At 41.8% G+C, this 23086-nt stretch carries 26 protein-coding genes; 3 read left to right on the top strand and 23 right to left on the bottom strand.

Going from position 1 to position 23086, the window contains the following annotated elements; all coding sequences use genetic code 11:
* Positions 1 to 67: 67 nt before the first annotated feature.
* From rpsH to rplC, 14 genes are all read right to left on the bottom strand, one after another.
* On the bottom strand, positions 68 to 469 hold the full coding sequence (rpsH, locus tag QUB80_RS15995; protein WP_289790504.1) for a 30S ribosomal protein S8: 402 nt from the start codon (positions 467 to 469) through the stop codon (positions 68 to 70).
* 20 nt (positions 470 to 489) lie between these two features.
* Positions 490 to 1035 carry a 50S ribosomal protein L5 gene (rplE, locus tag QUB80_RS15990; protein ID WP_289790503.1) on the bottom strand — a complete coding sequence of 182 codons (546 nt, stop codon included), beginning with the start codon at positions 1033 to 1035 and terminating at the stop codon, positions 490 to 492.
* A gap of 120 nt (positions 1036 to 1155) precedes the next feature.
* Positions 1156 to 1506, bottom strand: a complete 351-nt coding sequence (gene rplX, locus QUB80_RS15985; protein WP_289790502.1) for a 50S ribosomal protein L24 — start codon at positions 1504 to 1506, stop codon at positions 1156 to 1158.
* The gene (gene rplN / locus QUB80_RS15980) at positions 1506 to 1874 is read right to left on the bottom strand and encodes a 50S ribosomal protein L14 (RefSeq protein ID WP_289790501.1); all 369 of its coding nucleotides are present in this window, start codon (positions 1872 to 1874) and stop codon (positions 1506 to 1508) included. The genes rplX and rplN overlap by 1 nt, the downstream gene beginning before the upstream one ends.
* Before the next feature lie 87 nt (positions 1875 to 1961).
* Positions 1962 to 2210: a 30S ribosomal protein S17 gene (gene rpsQ / locus QUB80_RS15975; RefSeq protein ID WP_289790500.1), complete on the bottom strand. Its 249-nt coding sequence runs from the start codon at positions 2208 to 2210 to the stop codon at positions 1962 to 1964.
* A gap of 6 nt (positions 2211 to 2216) precedes the next feature.
* Entirely contained in the window at positions 2217 to 2444 is a 228-nt protein-coding gene (gene rpmC / locus QUB80_RS15970) for a 50S ribosomal protein L29 (protein WP_289790499.1), read from the bottom strand.
* 3 nt (positions 2445 to 2447) lie between these two features.
* Complete coding sequence (rplP, locus tag QUB80_RS15965; protein WP_289790498.1) at positions 2448 to 2873, bottom strand: 50S ribosomal protein L16; 426 nt, start codon at positions 2871 to 2873, stop codon at positions 2448 to 2450.
* 120 nt (positions 2874 to 2993) lie between these two features.
* Complete coding sequence (gene rpsC, locus QUB80_RS15960; protein WP_289790497.1) at positions 2994 to 3749, bottom strand: 30S ribosomal protein S3; 756 nt, start codon at positions 3747 to 3749, stop codon at positions 2994 to 2996.
* Between the two features lie 64 nt (positions 3750 to 3813).
* Positions 3814 to 4176, bottom strand: coding sequence for a 50S ribosomal protein L22 (rplV, locus tag QUB80_RS15955; protein WP_289790496.1), 363 nt, complete (start codon positions 4174 to 4176; stop codon positions 3814 to 3816).
* A gap of 85 nt (positions 4177 to 4261) precedes the next feature.
* Entirely contained in the window at positions 4262 to 4537 is a 276-nt protein-coding gene (rpsS, locus tag QUB80_RS15950; RefSeq protein ID WP_289790495.1) for a 30S ribosomal protein S19, read from the bottom strand.
* Positions 4538 to 4609: 72 nt separating this feature from the next.
* A complete protein-coding gene (gene rplB / locus QUB80_RS15945) occupies positions 4610 to 5473 on the bottom strand; it encodes a 50S ribosomal protein L2 (RefSeq protein WP_289790494.1) in 864 nt (287 codons plus the stop codon).
* 6 nt (positions 5474 to 5479) lie between these two features.
* Positions 5480 to 5794, bottom strand: coding sequence for a 50S ribosomal protein L23 (locus QUB80_RS15940; protein WP_289790493.1), 315 nt, complete (start codon positions 5792 to 5794; stop codon positions 5480 to 5482).
* The gene (gene rplD / locus QUB80_RS15935; RefSeq protein WP_289790492.1) at positions 5787 to 6419 is read right to left on the bottom strand and encodes a 50S ribosomal protein L4; all 633 of its coding nucleotides are present in this window, start codon (positions 6417 to 6419) and stop codon (positions 5787 to 5789) included. Before rplD ends, QUB80_RS15940 begins: the two co-directional genes overlap by 8 nt.
* Positions 6420 to 6489: 70 nt before the next feature.
* On the bottom strand, positions 6490 to 7125 hold the full coding sequence (rplC, locus tag QUB80_RS15930; RefSeq protein ID WP_289790491.1) for a 50S ribosomal protein L3: 636 nt from the start codon (positions 7123 to 7125) through the stop codon (positions 6490 to 6492).
* A 908-nt stretch (positions 7126 to 8033) separates the two neighbouring features.
* Between rplC and QUB80_RS15925 the strand changes: the two genes are divergently transcribed.
* A complete protein-coding gene (locus QUB80_RS15925; RefSeq protein ID WP_289790490.1) occupies positions 8034 to 8510 on the top strand; it encodes an NAD(P)H-quinone oxidoreductase subunit N in 477 nt (158 codons plus the stop codon).
* Positions 8511 to 8592: 82 nt separating this feature from the next.
* Here QUB80_RS15925 and QUB80_RS15920 read toward each other — a convergent pair whose 3' ends face one another.
* Positions 8593 to 10416, bottom strand: coding sequence for an autotransporter domain-containing protein (locus QUB80_RS15920; RefSeq protein WP_289790489.1), 1824 nt, complete (start codon positions 10414 to 10416; stop codon positions 8593 to 8595).
* A gap of 967 nt (positions 10417 to 11383) precedes the next feature.
* Here QUB80_RS15920 and QUB80_RS15915 point away from each other — a divergent pair.
* Positions 11384 to 11920: a DUF3172 domain-containing protein gene (locus QUB80_RS15915; RefSeq protein ID WP_289790488.1), complete on the top strand. Its 537-nt coding sequence runs from the start codon at positions 11384 to 11386 to the stop codon at positions 11918 to 11920.
* A 149-nt stretch (positions 11921 to 12069) separates the two neighbouring features.
* On the opposite strand, the gene QUB80_RS15910 is transcribed toward QUB80_RS15915, so the two are convergent.
* The 5 genes from QUB80_RS15910 to QUB80_RS15890 form a co-directional block, all read right to left on the bottom strand.
* On the bottom strand, positions 12070 to 12945 hold the full coding sequence (locus QUB80_RS15910) for an AMIN domain-containing protein (RefSeq protein WP_289790487.1): 876 nt from the start codon (positions 12943 to 12945) through the stop codon (positions 12070 to 12072).
* Positions 12946 to 12999: 54 nt separating this feature from the next.
* Entirely contained in the window at positions 13000 to 13533 is a 534-nt protein-coding gene (locus QUB80_RS15905) for a hypothetical protein (RefSeq protein ID WP_289790486.1), read from the bottom strand.
* A gap of 143 nt (positions 13534 to 13676) precedes the next feature.
* The gene (locus tag QUB80_RS15900) at positions 13677 to 15860 is read right to left on the bottom strand and encodes a cation:proton antiporter (protein ID WP_289790485.1); all 2184 of its coding nucleotides are present in this window, start codon (positions 15858 to 15860) and stop codon (positions 13677 to 13679) included.
* Positions 15861 to 16205: 345 nt separating this feature from the next.
* Positions 16206 to 17414, bottom strand: coding sequence for a cation:proton antiporter (locus QUB80_RS15895; protein ID WP_289790484.1), 1209 nt, complete (start codon positions 17412 to 17414; stop codon positions 16206 to 16208).
* A 317-nt stretch (positions 17415 to 17731) separates the two neighbouring features.
* The gene (locus tag QUB80_RS15890) at positions 17732 to 20152 is read right to left on the bottom strand and encodes a tetratricopeptide repeat protein (RefSeq protein ID WP_289790483.1); all 2421 of its coding nucleotides are present in this window, start codon (positions 20150 to 20152) and stop codon (positions 17732 to 17734) included.
* A gap of 505 nt (positions 20153 to 20657) precedes the next feature.
* Here QUB80_RS15890 and QUB80_RS15885 point away from each other — a divergent pair.
* Entirely contained in the window at positions 20658 to 21515 is an 858-nt protein-coding gene (locus QUB80_RS15885) for a nucleotidyltransferase domain-containing protein (protein ID WP_289790482.1), read from the top strand.
* 94 nt (positions 21516 to 21609) lie between these two features.
* On the opposite strand, the gene QUB80_RS15880 is transcribed toward QUB80_RS15885, so the two are convergent.
* Genes QUB80_RS15880 through QUB80_RS15870 form a run of 3 tightly spaced genes read right to left on the bottom strand, consistent with a single transcriptional unit; the run spans position 21610 to position 23086 of the window.
* A complete protein-coding gene (locus tag QUB80_RS15880) occupies positions 21610 to 22044 on the bottom strand; it encodes a hypothetical protein (RefSeq protein ID WP_289790481.1) in 435 nt (144 codons plus the stop codon).
* Between the two features lie 36 nt (positions 22045 to 22080).
* Positions 22081 to 22767, bottom strand: coding sequence for a GDSL-type esterase/lipase family protein (locus tag QUB80_RS15875; RefSeq protein WP_289790480.1), 687 nt, complete (start codon positions 22765 to 22767; stop codon positions 22081 to 22083).
* 52 nt (positions 22768 to 22819) lie between these two features.
* Entirely contained in the window at positions 22820 to 23086 is a 267-nt protein-coding gene (locus QUB80_RS15870) for a hypothetical protein (protein WP_502875300.1), read from the bottom strand.

Genomic DNA, 23086 nt, shown 5'->3' with positions numbered 1-23086 from the left:
TTGTTGTTTGTCGTTTGTTATTTGTCTTTTGTCTTTAGCTAATTACAAATGACAAATGACTAAATGACTACCAGACGTAGCAAAGTACTTCGCCACCCAAATTCTGACGCCGTGCTTCCCGATCGGTCATGATGCCACTGGAAGTCGAAATAATGGCAATGCCAATACCACCTAATACCCGTGGTAATTCCTTTTTGTTGGAGTAAACACGCAAGCCTGGTTTGCTGATTCGCTTGAGGGCAGTAATAATTGGTTGGCGATTTTTACCCTTATACTTAAGGGAAATCACCAAGTTACGTTTTACTCCTTCGCCTGATTCTTCGTATTCACCAATGAATCCTTCTTCTCGAAGGACTTTGGCTATACTACGGGTCATTTTTGTGGATGGCACTTGTGTAGTTTGATGCCTCGCTAAATTAGCATTGCGGAGGCGCGTCAACATATCAGCAATAGTGTCGTTTGTTGCCATCGTTTCCTCTATAAATGAATTTATTGATCCCGAAAGGGCATTCCCATTTCTTTTAGTAAGGCGCGACCTTCTTCGTCAGTGTTAGCTGTAGTGATGATGGAAATATCCATCCCTCGGATTTGGTCAATACTGTCGTACTCGACTTCTGGAAAAATCAACTGCTCTCTGACGCCAAGAGTATAGTTACCACGACCGTCAAAGCTCTTGGGGCTGACACCACGAAAGTCACGAATTCTCGGTAAAGACAAGTTGATTAAACGGTCGAGAAAAGCATACATCCGATCGCCTCTAAGGGTGACCATGATCCCAACAGGCATACCTTGACGAATTTTAAAGCCTGCGATCGCTTTTTTTGCCCGCGTTACTACGGGTTTTTGACCGGTGATCAAGGCAATTTCACTTAAAGACGCTTCCAGAGCTTTAGCATTTTGCGCTGCTTCCCCCAAACCCCTGTTCACAGTCACTTTCACCAACTTTGGTACTTGATGAATATTGGTGAATTCAAACTGTTGCATCAGTTTAGGGACAATCGTTTCTTGGTATAAACTTTTTAGTCGTGTTGCCATAGTTTTTGTCCTAGTTACCCCTGGGCTTGGTCAGGGAAAAATTATTTGTTAGTTGTTAATTGTTAATTGCTAATTGTTAATTGTTCTATTAACTATTAACCATTAACCATTAACCACTTTCTATTTATCGACAATTTCTCCAGTTTTCTTGAGCATCCGAACCTTTTTGCCTTCAGCAGTGAAGGTATAACAGATGCGACTAGCAACGTTTTGCTTATTGGAGTAAAGCATGACGTTGGAACTGTGAATTGGATATTCTTGGGTGACAATTCGTCCCGATTCGCCTTCAGCTTGGGGTTTGACGTGCTTAGTCTTGATGTTGACACCTTTGACAACGACTTTACTTTCTTGGGGAAGTGCTTTGATGACTTCACCAACTTTGCCTTTGTCTTTACCGGCAATCACCTGCACAGTATCCCCAGTTTTGACGTGCATTTTGTAAAATTTGGGCTTCTCCTTCTTGCTTGGCATTAGAGCACCTCCGGAGCCAGAGAAACAATTTTAGTAAAGTTTTTGTCGCGCAATTCTCGTGCAACTGGCCCAAAGACCCTTGTTCCTCTGGGGTTGCCATCTTTGTTGATGATAACTGCGGCATTATCGTCAAAACGAATACTCATACCGCTATCCCGCTTGATATTGTGACGGGTGCGGACGATCACTGCTTCTACGACATCAGATTTTTTTACAGCCATGTTGGGCTGTGCGTCTTTGACAACAGCGATAATTCTATCGCCGACGTGACCGTAGCGACGGTTACCTGCCCCAAGGACGCGGATACACATAAGTTTACGAGCTCCGCTGTTGTCTGCAACATTAAGATAAGACTGGGGTTGAATCACAATTACTCTCCTTGGTTTTGTTAATTGCTAATTGTTAATTTTTCATTGTGATTAACCATTAGCTCTTAAGCTATTAGCTATTAACCTTTAGCTATTTTTTGTGGTGAGGATTTCTGTGACTTGCCAGCGCTTAGTCCTGCTCAGGGGTCTAGTTTCTTGAATGCGAACGCGATCGCCTATCTTGCAGCGATTCTCTTCGTCATGAGCTTTATAACGCCGGGTTTTCACCACAATTTTGCCGTACTTGGGATGGGGAGCGCGATTTTCAACGGCGACTACCACCGTTTTTTGCATTTTGTCGCTCACTACCAAGCCAACTCTTTCTTTTACTGCCATACTTTCTTACTCTTGTTCTTTAGCAGGTTGACTTGTTGCCCGCTTGCGCTCTGCTTCTACCGTCATTAATTGGGCAAGGCGGTGTCGGGCGTGTCGAAACTGATGAGGTTTTTCTAATTGTCTTGTCGCTTTTTGCAATCGCAACTGAAATAACTGCTTTTTGACAGCAAGAATTTCCTCTGCCAATTGTTCGTCAGTTAATTCTCTTGCTTCTGAAATTTTGGGAAGAGGCATAACCTACTCCTGCGTCTCCTGTTCAGAGCGTGAAATGAACTTAGTTTTAATCGGCAGCTTATAAGCAGCCAAGCGCATGGCTTCACGGGCAGTAGCTTCTGGTACACCCGCGATCTCAAATAATATTCGTCCTGGCTTTACTACTGCTACCCAGTATTCAGGCGAACCTTTACCGGAACCCATCCGGGTTTCAGCAGCACGCATTGTTACAGGCTTATCTGGAAAAATGCGAATCCAGATTTTACCACCTCTACGGATGTAACGGGTCATTGCCCGACGAGAGGCTTCTATTTGGCGGGCGGTGATCCAAGCAGGTTCTTGAGCTTGGAGGGCAAAATCACCAAAGTTCAGGGAGTTGCCTGCGGTGGCAAGACCTTTCATTCGTCCGCGTTGCTGTTTGCGGAATTTTGTTCTTCTAGGACTTAGCATGATTAGGTACTAGGGACTAGTGATTGGGGATTAGGGATTGGGGATTAGGAATGAATTTGGAGCAGGGATTGGAAACTTGCATTTTGCCCAGTCACCAGTACCTAATCCCCAGTTCCTTTTTTATCCTTCATTTGAGCGGTCTTCAAATTGCTGACGACGGCGCTGTTGTTGACGACGACGTGGTTCGCGCTCCCGTGTTGTTGCTGGAGGAGGCGTTTCTTCTTGTCCGGGAATAATTTCTCCCTTAAATACCCAAACCTTGATACCGAGAATACCGTAGACAGTTTTTGCCGTACAGTAAGCGTAATCAATATCGGCTCGTAAAGTATGTAGAGGTACTCTACCTTCACGAGTCCACTCAGTCCGAGCAATTTCTGCGCCGTTCAAACGACCACTAACTTGCACTTTGATGCCTTGTACTCCAGCCCGTTGAGCGCGCTGGATGGCTTGCCTTACTACTCGTCGGAAGGAAACCCGGCGTTCTAGCTGTTGAGCGATATACTCAGCAATTAAGTAGGCATCAGCATCAACGCGTTGCACTTCAACGACGTTGATCCGAATTTGACGATGGCTACCCAACAGTTGTTGAAGTCCATTTCGTAATGCTTCGATGCCTTGTCCACCTCGACCTACAACCACACCAGGTCGAGCTGTGCGTACTTCGAGATCGATTTGATCTGCTTTACGCTCAACCCGCACTTCAGAAATGCCAGCGTTGTTTTGAGCGTATCTGCCCAGCTTTTCTTCAATAAAATTACGAAGTTTGTGGTCTTCTTGTAAAAGTTCTGGATAACGGCTTGGGTCGGCAAACCAACGAGATTGGTGTTCTTGGGTAATTCCCAAGCGAAAACCAACTGGATGTATCTTCTGTCCCACGAATGCTTCCTCTAAAAATTTCTTTTTGTACGCAATTATCTTCGTGTAGATGTGTTTTGTTTGTTTATTGAGCTGCTGCTCCCGGAGCTACAGCCACAGTGATATGACACGTTGGTTTGCGGATTTGGTACGCACGTCCCTGTGCTCTTGGCTGGAAGCGTTTTAGGACTGGGCCTTGATCTGCATAAGCTTTAGTGATAACCAGTTCAGCACGATCTAGTCCGGCATTATGCTCGGCATTAGCAGCAGCACTTCTGATCAGCGTTAGGACTGGTTCACAGGCTCGATAGGGCATGAATTCCAGAATAATCAGTGCTTCTCGATATGAACGTCCGCGAATTTGGTCAAGTACTCGCCGTACTTTGTAGGGAGACATACGTACATAACGGGCGATCGCCTTTACTTCATTAGTAGTATCATTAGCCATAGTTTTCTCCTGTGTAGGGACTAGAGACTAGGGATTAGGGACTAGGAAAATTACTAGACTCTAGCCTAAGCCTCCCTAACTCCTTTTATCTCCCTGCTTTTTTATCCTTGGCGTGACCTCTAAAGGTGCGTGTAGGAGCAAACTCGCCCAGTTTGTGTCCTACCATTTGGTCGCTCACGAAAACGGGTACGTGCTGACGTCCGTTGTGAACTGCGATGGTGTGACCTACCATTTCAGGCAGAATTGTCGAAGCTCGCGACCAAGTTTTGATAACTTCTTTTTTGTTACTGGCGTTGAGCTTTTCTATTTTACTCAACAGGTGATCCGCAACGAAGGGACCTTTTTTAAGAGAACGACCCATAAGTGTAGGAATTGGTAATTAGTGATTGATAAAAGCTAGTTGCTAATAGCTGATAGCTATTAGCTATTAACATTAACTTTCACGACCGCCACGACCCCGTTTAGAAGATTTGCGGCGACGACGCACAATCAACTTGCTACTTGGTTTTTTGGGTTTGCGAGTCTTCATACCCAATGCTGGTTTACCCCAAGGTGTGACAGGGCCGGATCTACCAATAGGTGCTCGTCCTTCACCACCACCGTGGGGGTGGTCAACTGGGTTCATGACGCTACCTCTAACATGAGGACGGCGTCCTTTCCAACGAGTTCTACCTGCTTTACCCAAGCTCAAGTTTCTGGCATCTAGGTTACCCACTTGTCCAATGGTGGCATAACACTCCCGCCTTACCATCCGGACTTCTCCTGAAGGCAATTTCAAGCTCACGTAGTTACCTTCTTTGGCTACTACTTGAGCACTTGCTCCGGCAGAGCGAACGATTTGACCACCTTTGCCTGCAGTTAACTCCACATTGTGAACATTTGTACCCAAGGGGATGTTAGCCAGTGGTAAGGCATTCCCATTTTCAATGGGAGAATTTGGGCCAGCAATCACTGTTGTGCCAACTTTTAAGCCGTTGGGCTGAAGGATGTAACGCTTCTCGCCGTCTTGATAATGCAAAAGAGCAATGCGTGCGTTACGGTTGGGATCGTATTCAATTGCCGCGACTTTGGCGGGAATATTACGCTTATCGCGTTTAAAGTCGATGAGCCGGTAAAGTTTCTTGTGTCCGCCACCCCGGAAACGACTGGTAATACGCCCTTGGTTATTTCGACCTTTGCGACGATGTTTATATACAGTTAAAGATTTTTCCGGCTCGGTCTTGGTAATTTCTGCAAAGTCGGAAATTGTGACTTGGCGAGTACTGGGGGTATAAGGGCGATAAGAACGAGTACCCATCTTGTTTTAAACCTCTGGGAATAGAACTTGTCTAATCTTCTCTTCATCCCTAGCCGCCACTGTGACAATGGCTCGCTTGTATTGGGGTTTATAACCAATAAATCGACCAACGCGCTTTTTTTTACGAGGTAGATTTGTGGTATTCACCTGTGTGACTTTAACGTCAAACAGACTTTCTATTGCCGCTTTGATTTCTGGCTTTGTCGCTTTTGGAGTGACTTCAAAAGTATATTTGTTCTGCTCCATCAGCATGGTTGCCCGTTCGGTAACGATGGGGCGACGTATTAAATCAGGAAGTTTGCGGGGGTCAAACTTAGTCACTGTAGACCTCCTGAATTTTTTCTAGGGCTGATGCTGTAACTACGATCTTGTCAGCGTGCAGCAAATCGTAAACATTGAGCTGATCAGCAGCAATTAGCTTTAAATTCTCAATATTGCGGGCTGACAAGTATACGTTTTCGCTCCGCTCAGACATTATTAATAAAGTTTTTTGTTCTGGTTCGGAACCCCAACGAGCGATCGCCGACACTAATTCTTTTGTCTTAGGACGTGCTAGCTGTTCGCTAAAATCTTCTACCACAATCAAGTCATCAACACGACTGCTAAAAGCCGTTCGCAGTGCCAGACGCCGTTCTTTGCGGTTCATTTTCAGGTTATATTCCCTGGGTTTTGGCCCAAAGATGACACCACCACCACGCCACAATGGTGAGCGAATAGAACCCGCACGCGCCCGACCGGTACCTTTTTGCCGCCAAGGTTTACGACCGCCGCCTCTGACTTCAGAACGGGTTTTCGTACTAGCATTTCCTTGGCGAGCGTTGGTCAATTGTCTAACCAAGGCTCGATGCACAACATGAGCCGCTGTTTCTTCTTTGGCAACCCGCAACTCAAAGCTTTTCTGCCCGACTTGCTCTCCTTGCCAATTTTTGACTACACATTCAACCATTTTCGTGTCCTTTGTTCTTTGTCATTTGTCCTTGGTAGTTTTTCTCTACTAATGGCCAATGACTAAATGACTACTTACCAACTTTCTTCGCAGGCACAATATTTAGTAAGGTTCCTGGTTTGCCAGGAACGGCTCCCTTGATTAGTAATATGTTGCGTTCCGGGTCTACTCGCACCACAGTCAGTTTACGAACTGTGACACGGCTACCTCCCAAACGACCCGGCGCCCGCTTACCTGGATAGACACGACCGGGTGTTGTCCCAGCACCTGTAGAACCAGGTGCTCTGTGATTTTTAGAACCGTGCGACATAGGCCCACGACCGAAGTTGTTGCGTTTTTGATTACCAGCAAAACCACGACCAATACTATTGCCTATGACATCTACAATCTGACCTGCGCTAAAAATATCTGCCTTAATTTCTTGACCTAGTGAATAATCGCCAGAATTATCTATGCGATATTCGTGCAAGTGACGTAATGCTGGAGCAGATGATTTAGCTAAGTGACCTAATAGCGGTTTATTTAGCGCTTTTGGCTTTACTTCACCATAGCCGATTTGAATGGCAAAGTAACCGTCGGTCTGTTTTGTTTTGACTTGGGTAACTGTACATGGCCCTGCTTGGATAACGGTGACAGGAATAGCTACTCCTTCATCGCTAAAGACTTGGGTCATGCCCAGTTTCGTGCCGAGAATACCTACAGACACAGTTACTGGCTCCTTTTTACTTGTTTCCTTGGAAATTGGATTCTTCAGAAAGCTGGTATAGGCGTCTTTAAGACGATTTACCGCTTACTACGGTACCTCCTAACGAAGTCAGGAACAGCCTAGGTAATGGGCTTCCAACTTCTGGGTTTTTCACCAAGCGTCCGTACTATTTGGTGAATCCATAATTGAGTTTCACTCATTCCTCACCAGAACAGCCAAAAATTCCTTCTTATTCAGAAGGAGTCATTTTTGGATTTTGTGCAAGGCTTTAAGAGCTTTGCGCTTTGTGCAGCAATACTTTGTTACTTAAGCAATTGCTCTGGCACTTCTGGTTGTAGTAGGACTTAGGCAGCGACTTGCCCAGTATCCATTGACTAAGACTAATGCAATGCTATAAACCAACATTACTGCTTAGTTTCTACTTGTTTCCTTAAACTATACGCTTAAGGGCTTACCTGTTTTTCTCAGGGCTGAGAGAGTGAACGTTTTTGACTGCTCAGGGCTGGCTTGAGTTTATAACTCACTCTGCCCTCTTAAGTTAACCTTAAGGCTTATATAGTCTACCAGCCTATTGTCCACTATAGCTAGCCATTTTGGTTTGGAATTTAGCTAAGGACAACAGGATTGCACACTAAATAATTGGCCACAATCCAGTAGTATAGATCAAATATTTATTTTTGTCTAGAAAAATTTTACATTTATATTTTCAGTAGAGAAGCAGCAAGAGGGGAGTAGGGGAGGTGGGGACACGGAGACATGGGGAAGGGGAGAGTAATAAACCACTAACCAATTGACTAAATGACTAATGTGTTGATGAGGCTAATTTAGCTTATAAGTTAATTGTGTAACTTAATGTAACAGCAAACGGTAAATAATAGAAGTATCTAGGTGGGATAGGACAAAAATCTATGGCACTAATTACCACTGGTAACACTTTAATTCGCGATCTGGAAAAACATGGCGCTCTTGGTGTATACGTACCTCTAGAAGGAGGGTTTGAAGGTCGGTATAGACGGCGACTGCGTGCGGCTGGCTATGTCACTCTGCACATGACTGCTAAGGGACTGGGAGATGTTTCTGCCTATCTCACAGGGGTTCATGGTGTTAGACCTCCGCATCTTGGCAAAAAAAGTACTGCTAGTGGAGCGGCAGTAGGTTACGTATATTACGTACCCCCCATTGTCAATTATCAGCTCGAACAGCTACCACCTAAATCAAAGGGACTAGTGTTGTGGATCATTGAAGGGCATATTCTTTCTGATGAGGAAGTTGAGTATTTAGCTAATTTGCCCAAACTAGAACCACGAGTCAAAGTGGTGATTGAGAGGGGTGGCGATCGCGCTTTCCGGTGGATGCCACTGGAAAAGACTCTGTTAGCTAGTTAATCATTGGTCATTAGTCTTTTGTCATTGCTGTTTTCGTAATGACAAAGGACTATTGGCTTTAGTGCATTAGCTCTCCTACTAATCAAAATTGGTAGCGGATTTCTCCCCTAATTGTATTATCGATAACGTTTTCTAGCCCGATCACTGTCTCATAATCAATTGCACCTGTAAAATTTTCCGAAAACACTATCTGCGCTCCTGTAGCTAATTTAAAGTAATTGCGATCGGGTTCATTTGTTTTTGCACGCATGGGTATACCGGGTTGGGTAACGAGTTCCGTAGTGACATTGCGGCTGTTTTCAGCAAATTGATGTTCGTAACTGGCGCGAACATTGGGTATGACGGTGCCAATCCCAGTTCTTAATACTAATGCTGCTTGAGTACCGATGCTTAAGATAAATGACTCTGCTTGTTGATCGTCTACTTTCATATTTAAGCTGCCAGCTTCTTTTTCTGTGTAGCTGTCAATGCTGACGCGATCATATCGCAAACCAACAGTTGGTCCATAGGAAACACTGCCCGATTTAGCAATATAACCACTATTTAAATTAACGGAAAACTGCCTGCCTTCAGTGTTAGCAGTCGCTCTACGATTGTTGAAGTTGATTGTACGTTTTATATCAAATTCATTACCACCATAGCTAATTGCAGCGTTGCTGTAAAAGTTTTTTTGGGCATAGTTACTATACACAGATATGGCATAACTATTTACTTCAATATCACCCTTATTTTTACGCAATTCATTATCATTATTTACAACGCCTAATGCAGTTCCCACAGAAAGTTGATCTGTAATATAATAATCAAAGCCTGCTGTCACACCTGAAGTTGTAGAATTATAATCTATATTTTGATTATTAGAATTTTTATTAGCAAAATTAACGTCACCGTTGAGGAAAACAGCTAAACGGTTTGCTGATGGTTTGACAGAAGTATTTCGTAATGCCAGAAGACGAGCATCAATTAGCTGTACTTGTCTTTTAGCAACATTTAAGGCAATGTCTGCTTGGGGAAGAATATCTTGAGGCGCATTTAGCACCGCAACTGTATATTCTGCTATCAGTTGATGCCCGCGAGCTGTAGGATGAATCCCATCCCAAAACAAATATTGATCTGGATTTGAACAAAGTGTACCTACAGCTTGATTAAAACAACGCTCTGTGACATTTGTGTAACCATACTTCGCAGGTTCAGCTAATATTTCATTAACTAAGGCATTAACATCTAAAGGAATAATATTAACGTTACGGTTTTTTGCTATCTCTTGGAGGGCAAGATTTAAGTTGTTGTTATGACTGTTGGTTAGGGCGGTAGTAGTGGAAGCAGTTAAGAGCGATCGCTCTTGAGGAGTTTTACCCAAGTCTGGCAAGTTAGGCACGATAATATTGCGAGCGCCTTTATTAATGAGTGTTCTGACTGCATTAGATAAGTTGTTTACTACCACTTGCGTGTCGGTTGCTCTTTTTTCTGTTGGCTCAATTAAATAATCGTTAGCGCCTGCCCATAAGATAAAAAGAGCATCGGAACTAGGTTTTCCGGGTATGGAAGTAAAGCTGTCAAGTTGATCTGGCAAAGATGGCAGTGGTATTTTTAGTGTTTCACTCAGAGCATTATTATTACCTGATGTAGAACCACCGATCGCAAAGTTATTAGTAGCATTAGCATCTAATTTTAAATCAGAACTTAGTATTTCTACCCAAACTGGGCCGTTAGAGAAACGCCCCCGAAAGTAGGGAGGACTTAGTGGAAATATGCCTCCTGTTAATCTAAACAAGTTGCCATTATCGGATAGACTATCACCAAAGATAAAAAGCTGATTGTAATCATCTGCTAAGGCTTTAAAAGGGATAAGGGCTGGGATTAAAGAAAGTGCAATGCTTATATTTTTTACTGTAATTTTTGTCATATAGATTTGCATAATTTTGTCTGTAATTGTAATGAAGATAAAATCATAATGCCAAGTTTAATTTATGAAAGTTATGCAAAAAATCATGTTTTTTCTATAGAAATAGATGTGATTAATTTCATGACTTTAGCAGGTAGATATCATTTGCTACATTAGAATCTACCGCTTGATTTCTGTTAGAGAATTGAAAGATAACAACTTATCTGACTAAGACTTGATAAAATGAAAAGTTAAAATGTTAAAAATCAAACAAAGCTGATGTCATATTTGAATATGACATAGACTAATAAATATATATTCAGCTTGAGAAACTAGATAGGAAATTTATAAAGTAAACATAAACCATAGTTAGCGAATATTAGAGAGTTGAGATATATAGAACTCATACTTATTTTTGAAAAACACTTAGGGTGTGTGATCGCAGAGCGTAACGCACCGTTTTCAAGGGTTGGGTGCGTTAGTCTAAAGTCTTGACACGGCACTACAAATACTTAATTTTTTTCAGTCATCAAACTGGATTCCTATATCTGCGGTTTTGTTTGGCAGTTGGTAGTAGGAGTGTATTTATTTATAGATTCTTCACTTGAGAGGAGTTGCCCGGAAAACTTATGCATACAGCAGTTGTGTATTTAGATGTACATGGGTAAAAATATTGCTTCCAAAAAAAAATAGAGAAATGCTGACAGAGTGATTTGGAGAGCTACTGGGCTAATAGCGATCGCATACGTGGGGATTGTGACTCAATCCAGAGGATTTTCTACCCCCGCCACACCTGCCACGAGTGCGATCGCACTTTCTTCCCTATAATTACGTCTAATCCAGCAAAGACAGCATAATTTGCAGCAACTACACAAACAATGGTTAAAAAATAAAGTTGCAGGCAATTGCACCCAATAATAGGCATACTGAATATAAGGACAGCGATTAAACCCACTTGCTGTCTAGAGATAAAGTTGATGAAATAAAAATGAGACGTAAATCCACTGGTAGAACAGCTACTACTTCTAAATCTCCTATTTTTCAATCTCCAATGTTCAACCTCACCACACTCGCCATTTTGGGAGGGGTGTTTGTTTTAGGCATTGGCATTGGTATTGCTTTTAGCTCTACAGCTACATTTACACCATCCAATGTGGCTTCCCGCGAATTTATTGACACCAAAGCACCAAACCCCGAAACTTGCGTGCAATTTGGAGCTAGCGCTATGGTTATGGACACCAGATTGTTCGTAACACTTAACCCCTTCAATGTTTATGTTTCTCAACCTACAATGCGTCCAGGATGTGTTTTGCGTACTAATAACTGGGCGATTTTAGAGCAACGCAAGCTAGTGACAAATGAACAAGTGAGAGAATGCAAAAACCGTTTGAATACCTTTGGTTATACAGGCGATTTGGGTGAAAAACCAGATATTAACTGTATATACCAGAACGATGCTGCTAAAAACTTTTTTGTCAATGAACCAGGAGCCGTTGCCCCGTCGATAGAAACGGAAAGATTCTAATCATGAGTTATGAATCATGAGTCAATAGTCAATAATAGTTTATTTTGATTTTTGATTTATCTTCTTTGATAGAACAGTACAAGCCTCCAGATTTATCCGTAGAGCCAATCCAAAATCTAAATAAAATGAGTTTGAACTAACTGCTAACTTTACTTAGTTGGGCTAGGTAGAGGTTGCCCAAATTCAATAATTTTAGAACCAGGATCAATGTGCCGATTTTTAGGAGCGGTTGGCACTGGTAAATTAGGAGTTGGAAAAAAAGGAATATTGTTCAAATTACCGGGCTGATTTGGGAAAATCGGTGGCGGAAGAACAGAGTTAGGTGTTTGAGAAGAACTATTAGGAACTAGAGGTGGTACAGTAACCAAGGGTTGTTGTGAGGAGTTATTTGTCGGTGGTGGTGGATAGTATAAATTTGGGTTTGGTGTTGTGTTATTAGAAGGTGATAGTGGGTTATATTTACCTGAATTTGGTGTGGAGTTAGTCGAAGCTGGTGAGTTGTATAAACCCGGAGTGGGGGATGAGCTACTAGGTGGAGGTGGAGACTTTTCAGGTATTAAAGATGTACTATTTCCTACTGGAAATGGACGTAAAATCCAACGTGTAGGATTTTGGCGAGATAATGCTTTTAGTTGTATGTGGTTGGGATTGAAAATAGTACCGGGTGCTAAGTCGATTACAATACGAGTTATATCTGTGTCAAATTGAGAAACACGGATGCTTGTTATAGCTCCTGAGTAGTTTTTTTGAGTAGAAACATAACCTAATTTAGTAGTTGGTAAATCAACAACAATGCGAGGAGGCTGGGAGAGATAAAAGAAGTGTGGTTGTGAAGGTGCTGATAGGCTAATTTCCAACTGGGCTACTTTTGGATCAAAGCGCCAATCTTCCAATTTGGCAATTGATTCGGCAGTACTAATGCCAGCATCAAGGGTAAAGATTGTATAAAAGGCAAATAAGTTTATCTGAAATAAATACTTGCTCCAGCACTGACAAAATAATTTATTCTTGAATTGCTTTGCCATGAGATTATCCTTTACTGGTTAAGTCAATTGAGTTTGTTTTTAATGGCTGTTTGATTACTGAGATTTTTCCCGATATTGTTGTAATGTGGCAGTAAATTTGACTGCTTTAGGAAAATTACCAACAATGATTTGACCTGTGAAATTTTCTTGAGTAACTAGTTGCATATATAGACGAATTGGGCTACGAGAATTCTTCTTTTGCTTGGTATTTGCTTGTGTTTCTATATTTGCGTTATTACAAAGTACAGAATCAGAAACTTGCCCAGATAAACTTGCTGTTGAATTTTGATATTTGCCTGTGAGATATTGGTTAGCTTGACTTACAGCAGAAAGTTTTTCAGTACTAGTGTTTGCTGATGATAAAAACCCGTTTAAATAAATTCCCGATTGATAAAGATTCAATAATATTGGATTTGATTGGTTGCAAGGGGATAATTTTTCTGTCAACACTATACGATAATGACCGTTAATTTGGGGAGGAGCCTGAAGATTTTTTTCTCCATAGGTAGTTACAGTTTTAAATAAAAGCAAAACTGAACCGATCGCTATACTGTAAAAGCTTAAAGATTTAAAGTTGAAATGATGCATATAGTAATCCGATTTGATTACTGAATTACTCGTAGAGAGGCTTGGGGGAACAGGAATCGGGGATTGGGAATTGGGTATTTAATTTGGGCAAGCGTGAATCGGGAATTGGGTATTGCCCATTGCCCTAGCCCCTAAGCCCTTATCTAATTTGTAACTTCCGACTTTATTTCAGCAAGCACTGAGGCGAGATGAGAAGTAACTTGGCTATAACGGCGAGTGATGAGCAGGGAAGAGCGGCACTGAATTGCTAGTTCATCTGTGTATCTTCCTAGCGTTTGACGTTCTATACCCCAAGCACGACTTGTACCTGCAATGGTGAGACCGGCGTTTTGTGAGGCTGCAACGACGGCTTGGATTGGCTCTGTAGCTGCAACGGTGATAAAGTCAATGCGATCGCTAATCCTGCCAGGCATTTGCTCGATTAAAGAACGAAACTCATAACTCAATTCATCTTTGACTTGATGCTCTGATACTACCTGTAAAATTTGTAAGTGACTAGTATCACGATTTACTAATAATCTTAGAGCAAGTATCAAAGCTAAATCATCGTGAATATTGGCAGAATAAGGAACTAGCAAACTTTCTAACCGCTCTTCTCCTCTGTCTATAAACACCGCAACATCGACAGGTACACTGGTTAAAATTTGACCAACTCGTCCACCTAAACGATTGTTACTAAAAGCAGGGCGATGCCAGCCGACGATAATTAAATCAGCTTGTTCAAGTGCGGCAATTTGAGCAGTTTCCCGTGCAACGTTATTAGACACGCGAATGATGGGATGCACATAGGAACGAACTGTTGGTGGTTCTAAGCGTTGAATCAACTCTTCTAAATGTTGGCGACGCTGTTGAATTAATCTATCTGCTTCAACGGGGGTACTCTCAAAGGCATAATCTTCCTCTAGTTCGATCAAGCTGAGGGGGTTAACAGTGGCGGGATGTATATTGTTAATTGCGATCGCTGTTGCTAGTTGCACCAAACCTTTTTGAGTGTCAGGATTGGCGATTGGCACTAAAATTCGGTAAGGACGACTAAAATTATCTCCACTAACAGTAGTTTCTACAACTGTCTCTACTTCAGATTCTGCTTCTACTACATCTAATTTGATCAGCTTTTTCGGATAAGTCCACTCTAGTAGTGGCGATGTCATAAATGTCGTTACCAACGCCATAATTACCAACATGGTGAAGAGCAAGGGCGAAATTACTCCTAACTCCAAACCAATGTTAAGGACTATTAGCTCAGTCAAGCCACGAGTATTCATTAGCCAACCAAGGGCAGAAGCTTCTCGCTTTTCAATGCCACTAACTCTGGCTGCTACATAGGTGCCGATATATTTACCCGCGATCGCCACTGCAAGTACTAATACACACAAAATCCATAATTCAGGGCGATTGAGCAAGCCAATTTCTGTCCGCAACCCACTGTAAGCAAAAAATACTGGTAGCAGGAATATTAAGACAAAATCTTCGGTTTTTGTTGCCAATTCTCTCACCAAACCTGCATTCTTAGGCATAATTGCCCCTAGTAAAAATGCCCCAAAGATTAGGTGAATGCCAATTAGTTCGGTGATCAGCGCCGAAGCAATTACGCCAATATAAATTAAGGCGAGAACAAAATGATTGAGGCGTCCGGTGCGACGATAGTAGGTAGCCAGGCGAGACAGAAAAATTCGTCCTAGTGTCACCATTACGCCTATGTATACCAAACTCTCTGCAATTGTAGGAAAAGCACTAGCAATAGTTCCGGTACGTGCTACAGCGATCGCCACTGCTAATATGCACCAAGCAGTCAGATCATCCACAGCAGCACAAGTTAGCGCTAAAGTACCTAATCGCGTTCTCTGCAAGTTGTTCTCGGTAATAATTCGTGCCAGTACAGGAAAAGCAGTAATCGACATTGCTGCTCCCAAAAAAAGGGCGAAGGCTGTAAACGACACACTAGCATTAGAAAGTAAAGGATAAATTAGTACTGCTAGCAGAGTTCCTAAGGAAAACGGTACTAAAATACTGACATGGGAAGTCAAAATTGCTATTTCTAAATTGCCACTAATGTATTTAGGATTTAGTTCCAATCCAATCAAAAACATAAAAAAGATTAGCCCTACCTGAGATAAAACATTCAGGAAGGGGGCTGTTTGGGCTGGAAACAAAGTTGCTGCTAGCCCTGGAGCAATTAAGCCAAAAAAAGAAGGGCCAAGCATAATTCCAGCTACAATTTCACCAATGACGAGCGGTTGGTTAATCCACCGGAATGCCAATCCTACTAGCCGAGACAGCCCAATAACAATTAGCACCTCTATCAAAACGAGAACAACTGTGTGCATAGTTTCCTCACAAGCGACTATCCGGTGTTCCTAAGATGATTCTTTAAATCGCTTGAATATGTCAACTGTTGTAGCTCATTTAGCTTTTTTTCGCAGTTGATGAGAATATTAATTCTTGTTAAGCAGGAGACGGAAGGCAATAGGTAAAAGACTGTTTTCGTAAGCTGTCTACAAGTGGCATTTTACATTTAATTATGTCCACCTACTTAAGCAAACTATACTGACAAAGATATTTCATCTGCTGATACCAAATTGGTATAGAAAGTCTTTTAATCCAAAATCACGCCACTTGCTACAACGGAGGGAACCTCCGCAACGCAGTGGCTCCAAAATCTAAAATTAGTATTAATTGCCTGCAACTTTTTTGCCAAAATAATTTGTCACTAAAGGGCCAATCAAACAGGTAATTAAAATATAAAAAATGATGGCATTAAATAAACCCTCATTTAGCAATCCTACCTGTTTGCCATACAGAGCTACTACCAATACTAAAGCTGCGCGAGACATTGTTAAGCCTAAGATTGTCATTATCTCTGCAAAGGAGTAGCGAAAGAAAAGCCCAGCAATCCAAGCTGCGAGAAATTTACCGCCTACTGCTCCTGTTACCACAATCAGGGCAAGTCCTAAATTTTCTGGATGAGTAAATAAAATTCGTGGGTTAGATAAAATCCCTACGGAGATTAAAAATGCAGGAATAAATAGGCTGTTACCGACAAATTCAACCCGTTCCATTAAAGTTTTTTCATTCTTAATCAGAGGATTCAAAGATAATCCAGCTATAAAGGCTCCAACAATAGAATCAACACCTAGTAAGAGTGCAGCACTTGCTGTTAAAAATAGGCAACCGAGAATGAAGATAAATTGATTGCTCAGAGATGGTACTGATTGATTGAAAAGAAAACGCTGTCCAAATTTAGGTATACCCCAAAGACAGATTAGCACTAGTAACGGTAACAGAATTAGTAACTTAATCCACAAAAGAATTCCGACGCTACCACCTGCGATCGCTTGTACAATTGATAAACCACTGAGGGTGAGAATTGATGTAACGATTGTGCCGCCAATAGCAACTGCAACAGCTTCTTTTTGCACGATTCCTAAAACCGTCACGATTGGATAAGAAACCAAAGTATGAGGAGAATAGAGAATTCCTAAAAGTGCGCTGCCTAAAAAGCTCGTTGTCAGCCCATGACCGGATACAATGCCTATTGTTAAGGGTAGACCAAATGTGAGTAACCCAAAAATTAGCGATCGCACTCCCACTTGTCTAAATTTACTTAAATCCATTTGTAAGCCTGCTAACAACATAATATACAGCAGACCTATTTTTTCTAACAGAATTAATTGACTGTCTCGCGCTAAGATTCCTAGAACATTGGAACCTAAGATAGCACCTAATATAATTAGTACAACTAAAGGTGGCAGACGCAGTAGTTTGGCGATTAGGGGTGCTGTGGCGATCGCTAACAATAAAATACAAAAAATATAAACTGGATCAGTTAATGGTAATGGGGTGCCGGAAGCAGTATTAACAGCGAATAATGATGATAACAAAGTTAAACTCTCAAAAATAAAAGCTAAATTTAGACTTCACAAGTCATAATCGTTATTTCAACCTTGGGATTTGATTTTTCATGATTTTTTACAATATTCCGATACCCTACAAGGGTACGGCTATACAAACATAGACGCCGGAGGCAGGCTAATTAAACCAACTTTTTCTAGCCCCTTGCTCCCTCTCTGCCTGTCTTAATTTCCTTCTGACTTGAAAGAGCAGGGGGAGATGGGGAGGTTGAGGAAGTTGGGGGGAGAGAAACACTTTCATGCAAGCAAGGCTTATGAAACTTGTTTCATCGGGACTGCCTTCTTAACTAACGCTGAAGCAAGCTGATGCGTGTGAGAGCATTTTGATAATCTTTTGTTTTTCCTTGCTCCTGATACAGTTGGGCAGCTTTTTGATAATCTGCGATCGCGCTTTGTTTTTCTCCTAACTGAGAGCGAACGATACCCCTGTTGTAATAGGCATTGGCTTTATTGGGATTAATGCTGATTGCTTTGGTATAGTCGTCTATGGCTGCTTGTTTGTCTCCACTGTCTTGGTGAGCTAAACCTCTGTTGTAGTAGGCAGATTCATAGTTAGGATTAATACGTATTGCCTGCGTGTAATCTTCTATAGCTGCTTGTTTGTTTCCTCTTTCTTGATAAACTAGACCACGGTTGTAATAAGCAAGATAATAGTTAGGGTTAATACGTATTGCCTCATTGTAATCTTCTAGAGCTGCTTGTTTATTACCTAGCTCTGAGCGTGCATTACCTCGATTGTTATAGGCTGCGGCATACTTGGGATTGAGCCGAATTGCTTGATTGTAATCTTCAATTGCTGTACGTTGATTTCCTAAATCTTGGTAAGCAAAACCACGTTTGAAGTAAGCATCAACGAGACTAATGGTACCCCAATCACTATTGGCTTCAATGGCTCGTGTGTAATCTTCAATTGCTGCTTGTTTGTTGCCCAAGTCAAAGCGGACATTACCTCGACTGTAATAGGCTAGAGAATAGTTAGAATTGATACTAATTGCTTGATTGTAATCATCTATAGCTGCTTGTTTGTTGCCCAAGTCCAAGCGGACATGACCTCGATTAATATAGGCAGCAGTATAGTTTGGATTGAGCCGAATTGCTTGGTTATAGTCATCTATAGCTGCTTGTTTCTCGCTTAAGTCATAGTAACGAACATATCCACGGCTATAGTAAGCTTGATCGAAGTTAGAATCAGCTTGAATTGCCTGAGTATAATCTTCAACCGATGCCTGTTTATCTCCTAATTGATAGTGGGCATGACCTCGTTTGTGATAAGCTTCAGCATACTTGCGATTAACTATGTCGATTCGGTTGAACGTGAGCGTAAATTCACCGCCTTCACGTCCAATACGCAGTGTTACTGGAGTACCATTCTTGCCACTTTGAATTTGCTTAGTTGCTTCTTCTACAGTGATATTTTTGGTCGAATTGCCATCAATTGTCAGAATTTGATCGCCTGCTTTGATTCCTGCCTGTGCTGCTGGAGAGTTTTCTTGGACACTGAGAATAGTTAGTGCTTTGCTTTGTGGATCGATTTGCCACTGCACACCAATACCAGCAACTTTTTTAACTAAATAGCGTAGTGCTTGGGTGTAATCCTCAATCGCTTTTTTTGACTCCTTTAGCTGATAGTAAGCATTACCCCGATATAAATAAGCTTCGCCATTGCTGGGATTACTTTGAATAACTTTGTCGAAATCAGCGATCGCTGACTTCCAGTCTTGTTTTTCAACCTTTTCTACACCTTCCTTGAATAATTTTTCAGTTTGGCTGGAAACAGAGTTGAGATATGCAAGACTTCCTAATCCCCCTAACCCCAAAACTAAGATTGCACTACCGATTATTAACTTGAATTTTCGAGGTGGAGGCGGAGGTGGCAAAGTAGTTTGCCGTGCTGATAATTTTTGTAAGTCTTGCAGTACTTCATCTACAGATTGATAGCGATCCATCCAGTGCGATCGCACCATCTTGTCTAAAATTTTTCTCAATTCAGGATTTATCTTTACCAATCCATGCCAAATAACTTCACCTGTACGCGGATCTGAGAGTAATTCTGTTGGTGCTACTCCAGTCAATGCTTGAATTGCTGTTATTCCTACGGCGTATATATCACTATTAAACTGTGGTTGACCTCTGAGTTGTTCATCGGGCATATAACCAGGAGTACCAATTACCTGAGTGAAGCTTGTCTGCCCTTGAGCATTAACTACTTGAGTCCGAACTTGTTTAACTGCTCCAAAATCAATTAGAACTATCTTTCTATCTTTGTGCCGTCGCATCAAATTATTGGGTTTGATGTCACGGTGAATCACCTGGCATTTGTGTACATAGCTTAGTACCTCTAGAACATCCTTAACAATCAAGGTAACTTCGGTTTCTGATAATTTCTGATTAGACAGTATTTCTGTATTTAGAGGATAGCCTTCTACTAATTCCTGTACTAAATAAAATTCGTTATTCTCTTGAAAGTAATCCAGTAGATCGGGTATCTGATCGTGTTGACCCAATTTTTCTAGAGTTCTTGCCTCTGATTCAAAGAGCTTTTTTGCTTCTTGCAGTGTGTATGGGTCATTACTTCCTGGTTGTAAGTGCTTAACTACACACTGACGACCCATTCTTCGGATATCTTTAGCAAGGTAAGTTGCGCCAAAAAACCCCCGTCCCAAAGGCTGAATAATCTCGTAGCGCTTGTCTAATACACTTCCTTGCATTTGATTTACCTAGTATAATCGCGCTTTCTTCTCCCTCAATAATTTGATTTGATGGAGATATATTTACTACTTGAAGGACATAATACCTAAAGGAAATACTAGAAACTGTGTCTTTTTATTAAACTTTTAATTTATTTTTTGATTTCTGATTAAATCATGTTGTTGATGAAAATCAAACTATTTTTATTACTTTTTAAAATAATTACATTGGCTAGAGTTGGGTGCTATAAGAGGTTGTTGAACAGTAGTTGACTGTGAGTTTTGCCACTTATTGATCCCCCAACCCCCTTAAAAAGGGGGAACCAGAATCAAAGTTCCCGTTTGGGGGATTTAGGGAGAGCTAAAACTTTTTGTTACCGACAAGATAACTTTTAAAACATCCTCTAAACTTGCCACAATCAAGGTATTGCTCGACCACAGCATATGTTCATGAGCGCCAAATCTCTTTCAGTGGCGTTGCTTTTAAAATATAGAATGACAGCGATAAGAATCTCACAATCGCTCTATGAATCAGGAATTGCCCCAATTCATCAATCATATTGTTTCAAGTTTGGGTTCCATTGAGGGAATTACAGCGATCGCACTGGGTGGTTCACGGGCAAGGGGCAACTACACTCACAAGTCAGATGTGGATTTGGGGATTTATTACAATCCAGAAAACCCACCCGATTTAATTGCTCTCAATCGTCTTGCCTGTGAGCTTGATGATCAGCATCGGGAAAATTTGATTACTGCGATTGGTGAATGGGGAAAGTGGATTAACGGCGGCGGTTGGCTACAGGTAGAAGGTGTAGGTGTAGATTTTCTCTATCGTGATTTGGCAAAGGTCAATCGTGTTATTGATGATTGCCATATAGGACGCATTACTATTGATTATCAACCAGGACATCCTCATGGCTTTGTGTCCTCTATTTATATGGGGGAAATTGCTATTTGTCAGGCGCTTTACGATCCTGATGGAGTTTTAGAAGCTTTGAAGACAAAAACAAAGCCCTATCCAGTTGGGCTGAAAAAGGCAACTATTGATACTTTCGCCTGGGAAATAAGTTTCTCGCTGTTGGTTGCAAAAAAGGCGATCGCACGCAATGATGTTGTTTACGCAGCAGGTTGTTGTTTCCGTAGTGTGGCGTGTATTAATCAGGTTCTATTTGCACTTAATGAAGATTACCTGTTGAATGAAAAGGGGGCGACGGCTGTCGCAGGTAGGTTTGCTATTTGCCCGCAAGACTATCAAAAACGGGTTGAGCGAGCGTTTGCACTTTTAACTACCGATGCAAAATCAATAGCTGAGGCGATTGCGATGATTGAGGCGATCGAGGATGATTTGAGTCAATGGTATGGAAATCGGCGATTAGCGATGTAATTTTTATTGCCATTTTCTATTAGTTGCTATGGGAAGTCCCACTTAAATGTTAGTGGTAATTAAATTCTCATGCTCTCAACCTTTTACCTTCTATTTACAACCACTGTCCGCCACGAAAACGCCACTTGGGAAATATAATCCGCATTAGACTTTGCGAAGCAACAAAAACCGCTAACCACACAATGCTATAATGCACCACTACCCAGAAAATAGGTAGTTCTTCTTTGGGAAGAGGAATTGGCAAAAAGCCAAAAATTGCTACTCCACAAACTACAAATATAAATTCCCAAATCCCAGCTAATAGTTGATAAATTGCTGGCCAGTCTCTATCCCATCGATTCTTTTGCAACCGATCATAACATACATCCCAGACTATGCCAAAAATAGCGACATAGCCGAGTATCCAAAAATAAACACTGCCAGGAGGGGAACTAACTAAACCTAATGCAAAGGGTATGGATACTACTACACCTACAGTTATAAGCAGTAATAATCGAGTTTGCCAGCGACCAAATAATGTGGGTGTCATAGAGCAAGTCAAAAACAAAAAGTCAAAAGATGATGCTTAATGGGAATAGGACTTGTGTTGAAAAGTTTCCAGTGCTTCCCAATTGGTAACATCTTCTAACAAAGCTTGATAGCCTAGTGTATTCGGGTGAAGACCGTCATTACTCAAACGCCTTAACCGCCAATTTTCTCCTCGTTCCATCCATTTTTGAAAAATATCGAGATAGGGAATTCCGTGTTTTTGGCAAGCAAGTCGAGTCGCTTCTTTGTAACGAAACTGATCGGCGTGATTGTAATAGAAGCAATCGAGGAATGGCATTTTTGCTTCGTCAACTGGTACCATACCTACAAATAGCACTGGACACAGTTGCTGTGCTTGTTCTAGCAGAGAAGAGATTTCGACATCAAAAATGGCAAAGTCTGTGTAATTGCGTCCATTCTCACGACCTAGCCGCGCAGAGTCGTTCACACCGACTGAGAGAATTATTAAATCGGGAACTTGATTGCGGAGTTCGCCCCGATGGCGAAATTCAACTTCTAGTCTTTGGGCGACTTGCTGGACGCGATCGCCCCTGACACCCAAATTATAAAGGACATGACCGGCGCGATCGGGCGACATCCACTGCCGCCGCAGTCGCTCCACCCAGCCGCCCCCTTCCGGATCGCCAAATCCGTATATTAAACTGTCCCCCAGTGCGACAATCTTTAAAGGCTGAGTTTCGGTTGGTCTTGTAGACAGTTGCATTGAGGTAGGTACTGAAAATGTCTGCATATTAAACAAACAGTATTTTATTTATTTACAAAATTCTATACATTTCTACACCATAAACAAGTATATTTTCCAGCTCCATGCTACAGATATTGGGGAAATAGGGGATTGGGGATTGGGGATCGGGTACTGGGTACTGGGGATTGGGAAGAAGAGGACAAGGTGACAAGGTGACTTGGGGACAAGGAGATGAGGGAGGTGAGGAAGGTAAGGAAGTAATAAGAGTAAATTCTTCCCCATTTTCCCTATCTCCCCCATCTTTCCTCCCCCCTCTAGTCCCTAATCCCCGATCCAT

Origin of the sequence: Chlorogloeopsis sp. ULAP01 (genome assembly GCF_030381805.1) — a bacterium.
GTDB lineage: Bacteria > Cyanobacteriota > Cyanobacteriia > Cyanobacteriales > Nostocaceae > Chlorogloeopsis.
The sequence above is the reverse complement of the archived record's forward strand: the minus strand, read 5'-3'. Positions and strand labels throughout refer to the sequence as shown.

What these genes read in the sequence shown, in the direction of transcription:
- QUB80_RS15915 (WP_289790488.1), top strand. Translation starts at nt 11,384, where the DNA reads ATGAGACGTAAATCCACTGGTAGAACAGCTACTACTTCTAAATCTCCT.
- rplP (WP_289790498.1), bottom strand. Translation starts at nt 2,873, where the DNA reads ATGCTAAGTCCTAGAAGAACAAAATTCCGCAAACAGCAACGCGGACGA.
- rpsQ (WP_289790500.1), bottom strand. Translation starts at nt 2,210, where the DNA reads ATGGCAGTAAAAGAAAGAGTTGGCTTGGTAGTGAGCGACAAAATGCAA.
- QUB80_RS15920 (WP_289790489.1), bottom strand. Translation starts at nt 10,416, where the DNA reads ATGACAAAAATTACAGTAAAAAATATAAGCATTGCACTTTCTTTAATC.
- rpsS (WP_289790495.1), bottom strand. Translation starts at nt 4,537, where the DNA reads ATGGGTCGTTCTCTTAAAAAAGGTCCCTTCGTTGCGGATCACCTGTTG.
- QUB80_RS15885 (WP_289790482.1), top strand. Translation starts at nt 20,658, where the DNA reads ATGAATCAGGAATTGCCCCAATTCATCAATCATATTGTTTCAAGTTTG.
- rplB (WP_289790494.1), bottom strand. Translation starts at nt 5,473, where the DNA reads ATGGGTACTCGTTCTTATCGCCCTTATACCCCCAGTACTCGCCAAGTC.
- QUB80_RS15870 (WP_502875300.1), bottom strand. Translation starts at nt 23,086, where the DNA reads ATGGATCGGGGATTAGGGACTAGAGGGGGGAGGAAAGATGGGGGAGAT.
- rplV (WP_289790496.1), bottom strand. Translation starts at nt 4,176, where the DNA reads ATGGCTAATGATACTACTAATGAAGTAAAGGCGATCGCCCGTTATGTA.
- rpsH (WP_289790504.1), bottom strand. Translation starts at nt 469, where the DNA reads ATGGCAACAAACGACACTATTGCTGATATGTTGACGCGCCTCCGCAAT.
- QUB80_RS15900 (WP_289790485.1), bottom strand. Translation starts at nt 15,860, where the DNA reads ATGCACACAGTTGTTCTCGTTTTGATAGAGGTGCTAATTGTTATTGGG.
- QUB80_RS15875 (WP_289790480.1), bottom strand. Translation starts at nt 22,767, where the DNA reads ATGCAACTGTCTACAAGACCAACCGAAACTCAGCCTTTAAAGATTGTC.
- rplD (WP_289790492.1), bottom strand. Translation starts at nt 6,419, where the DNA reads ATGGTTGAATGTGTAGTCAAAAATTGGCAAGGAGAGCAAGTCGGGCAG.
- rpmC (WP_289790499.1), bottom strand. Translation starts at nt 2,444, where the DNA reads ATGCCTCTTCCCAAAATTTCAGAAGCAAGAGAATTAACTGACGAACAA.
- QUB80_RS15910 (WP_289790487.1), bottom strand. Translation starts at nt 12,945, where the DNA reads ATGGCAAAGCAATTCAAGAATAAATTATTTTGTCAGTGCTGGAGCAAG.
- rplX (WP_289790502.1), bottom strand. Translation starts at nt 1,506, where the DNA reads ATGCCAAGCAAGAAGGAGAAGCCCAAATTTTACAAAATGCACGTCAAA.
- QUB80_RS15925 (WP_289790490.1), top strand. Translation starts at nt 8,034, where the DNA reads ATGGCACTAATTACCACTGGTAACACTTTAATTCGCGATCTGGAAAAA.
- QUB80_RS15905 (WP_289790486.1), bottom strand. Translation starts at nt 13,533, where the DNA reads ATGCATCATTTCAACTTTAAATCTTTAAGCTTTTACAGTATAGCGATC.
- QUB80_RS15890 (WP_289790483.1), bottom strand. Translation starts at nt 20,152, where the DNA reads ATGCAAGGAAGTGTATTAGACAAGCGCTACGAGATTATTCAGCCTTTG.
- QUB80_RS15880 (WP_289790481.1), bottom strand. Translation starts at nt 22,044, where the DNA reads ATGACACCCACATTATTTGGTCGCTGGCAAACTCGATTATTACTGCTT.
- rplE (WP_289790503.1), bottom strand. Translation starts at nt 1,035, where the DNA reads ATGGCAACACGACTAAAAAGTTTATACCAAGAAACGATTGTCCCTAAA.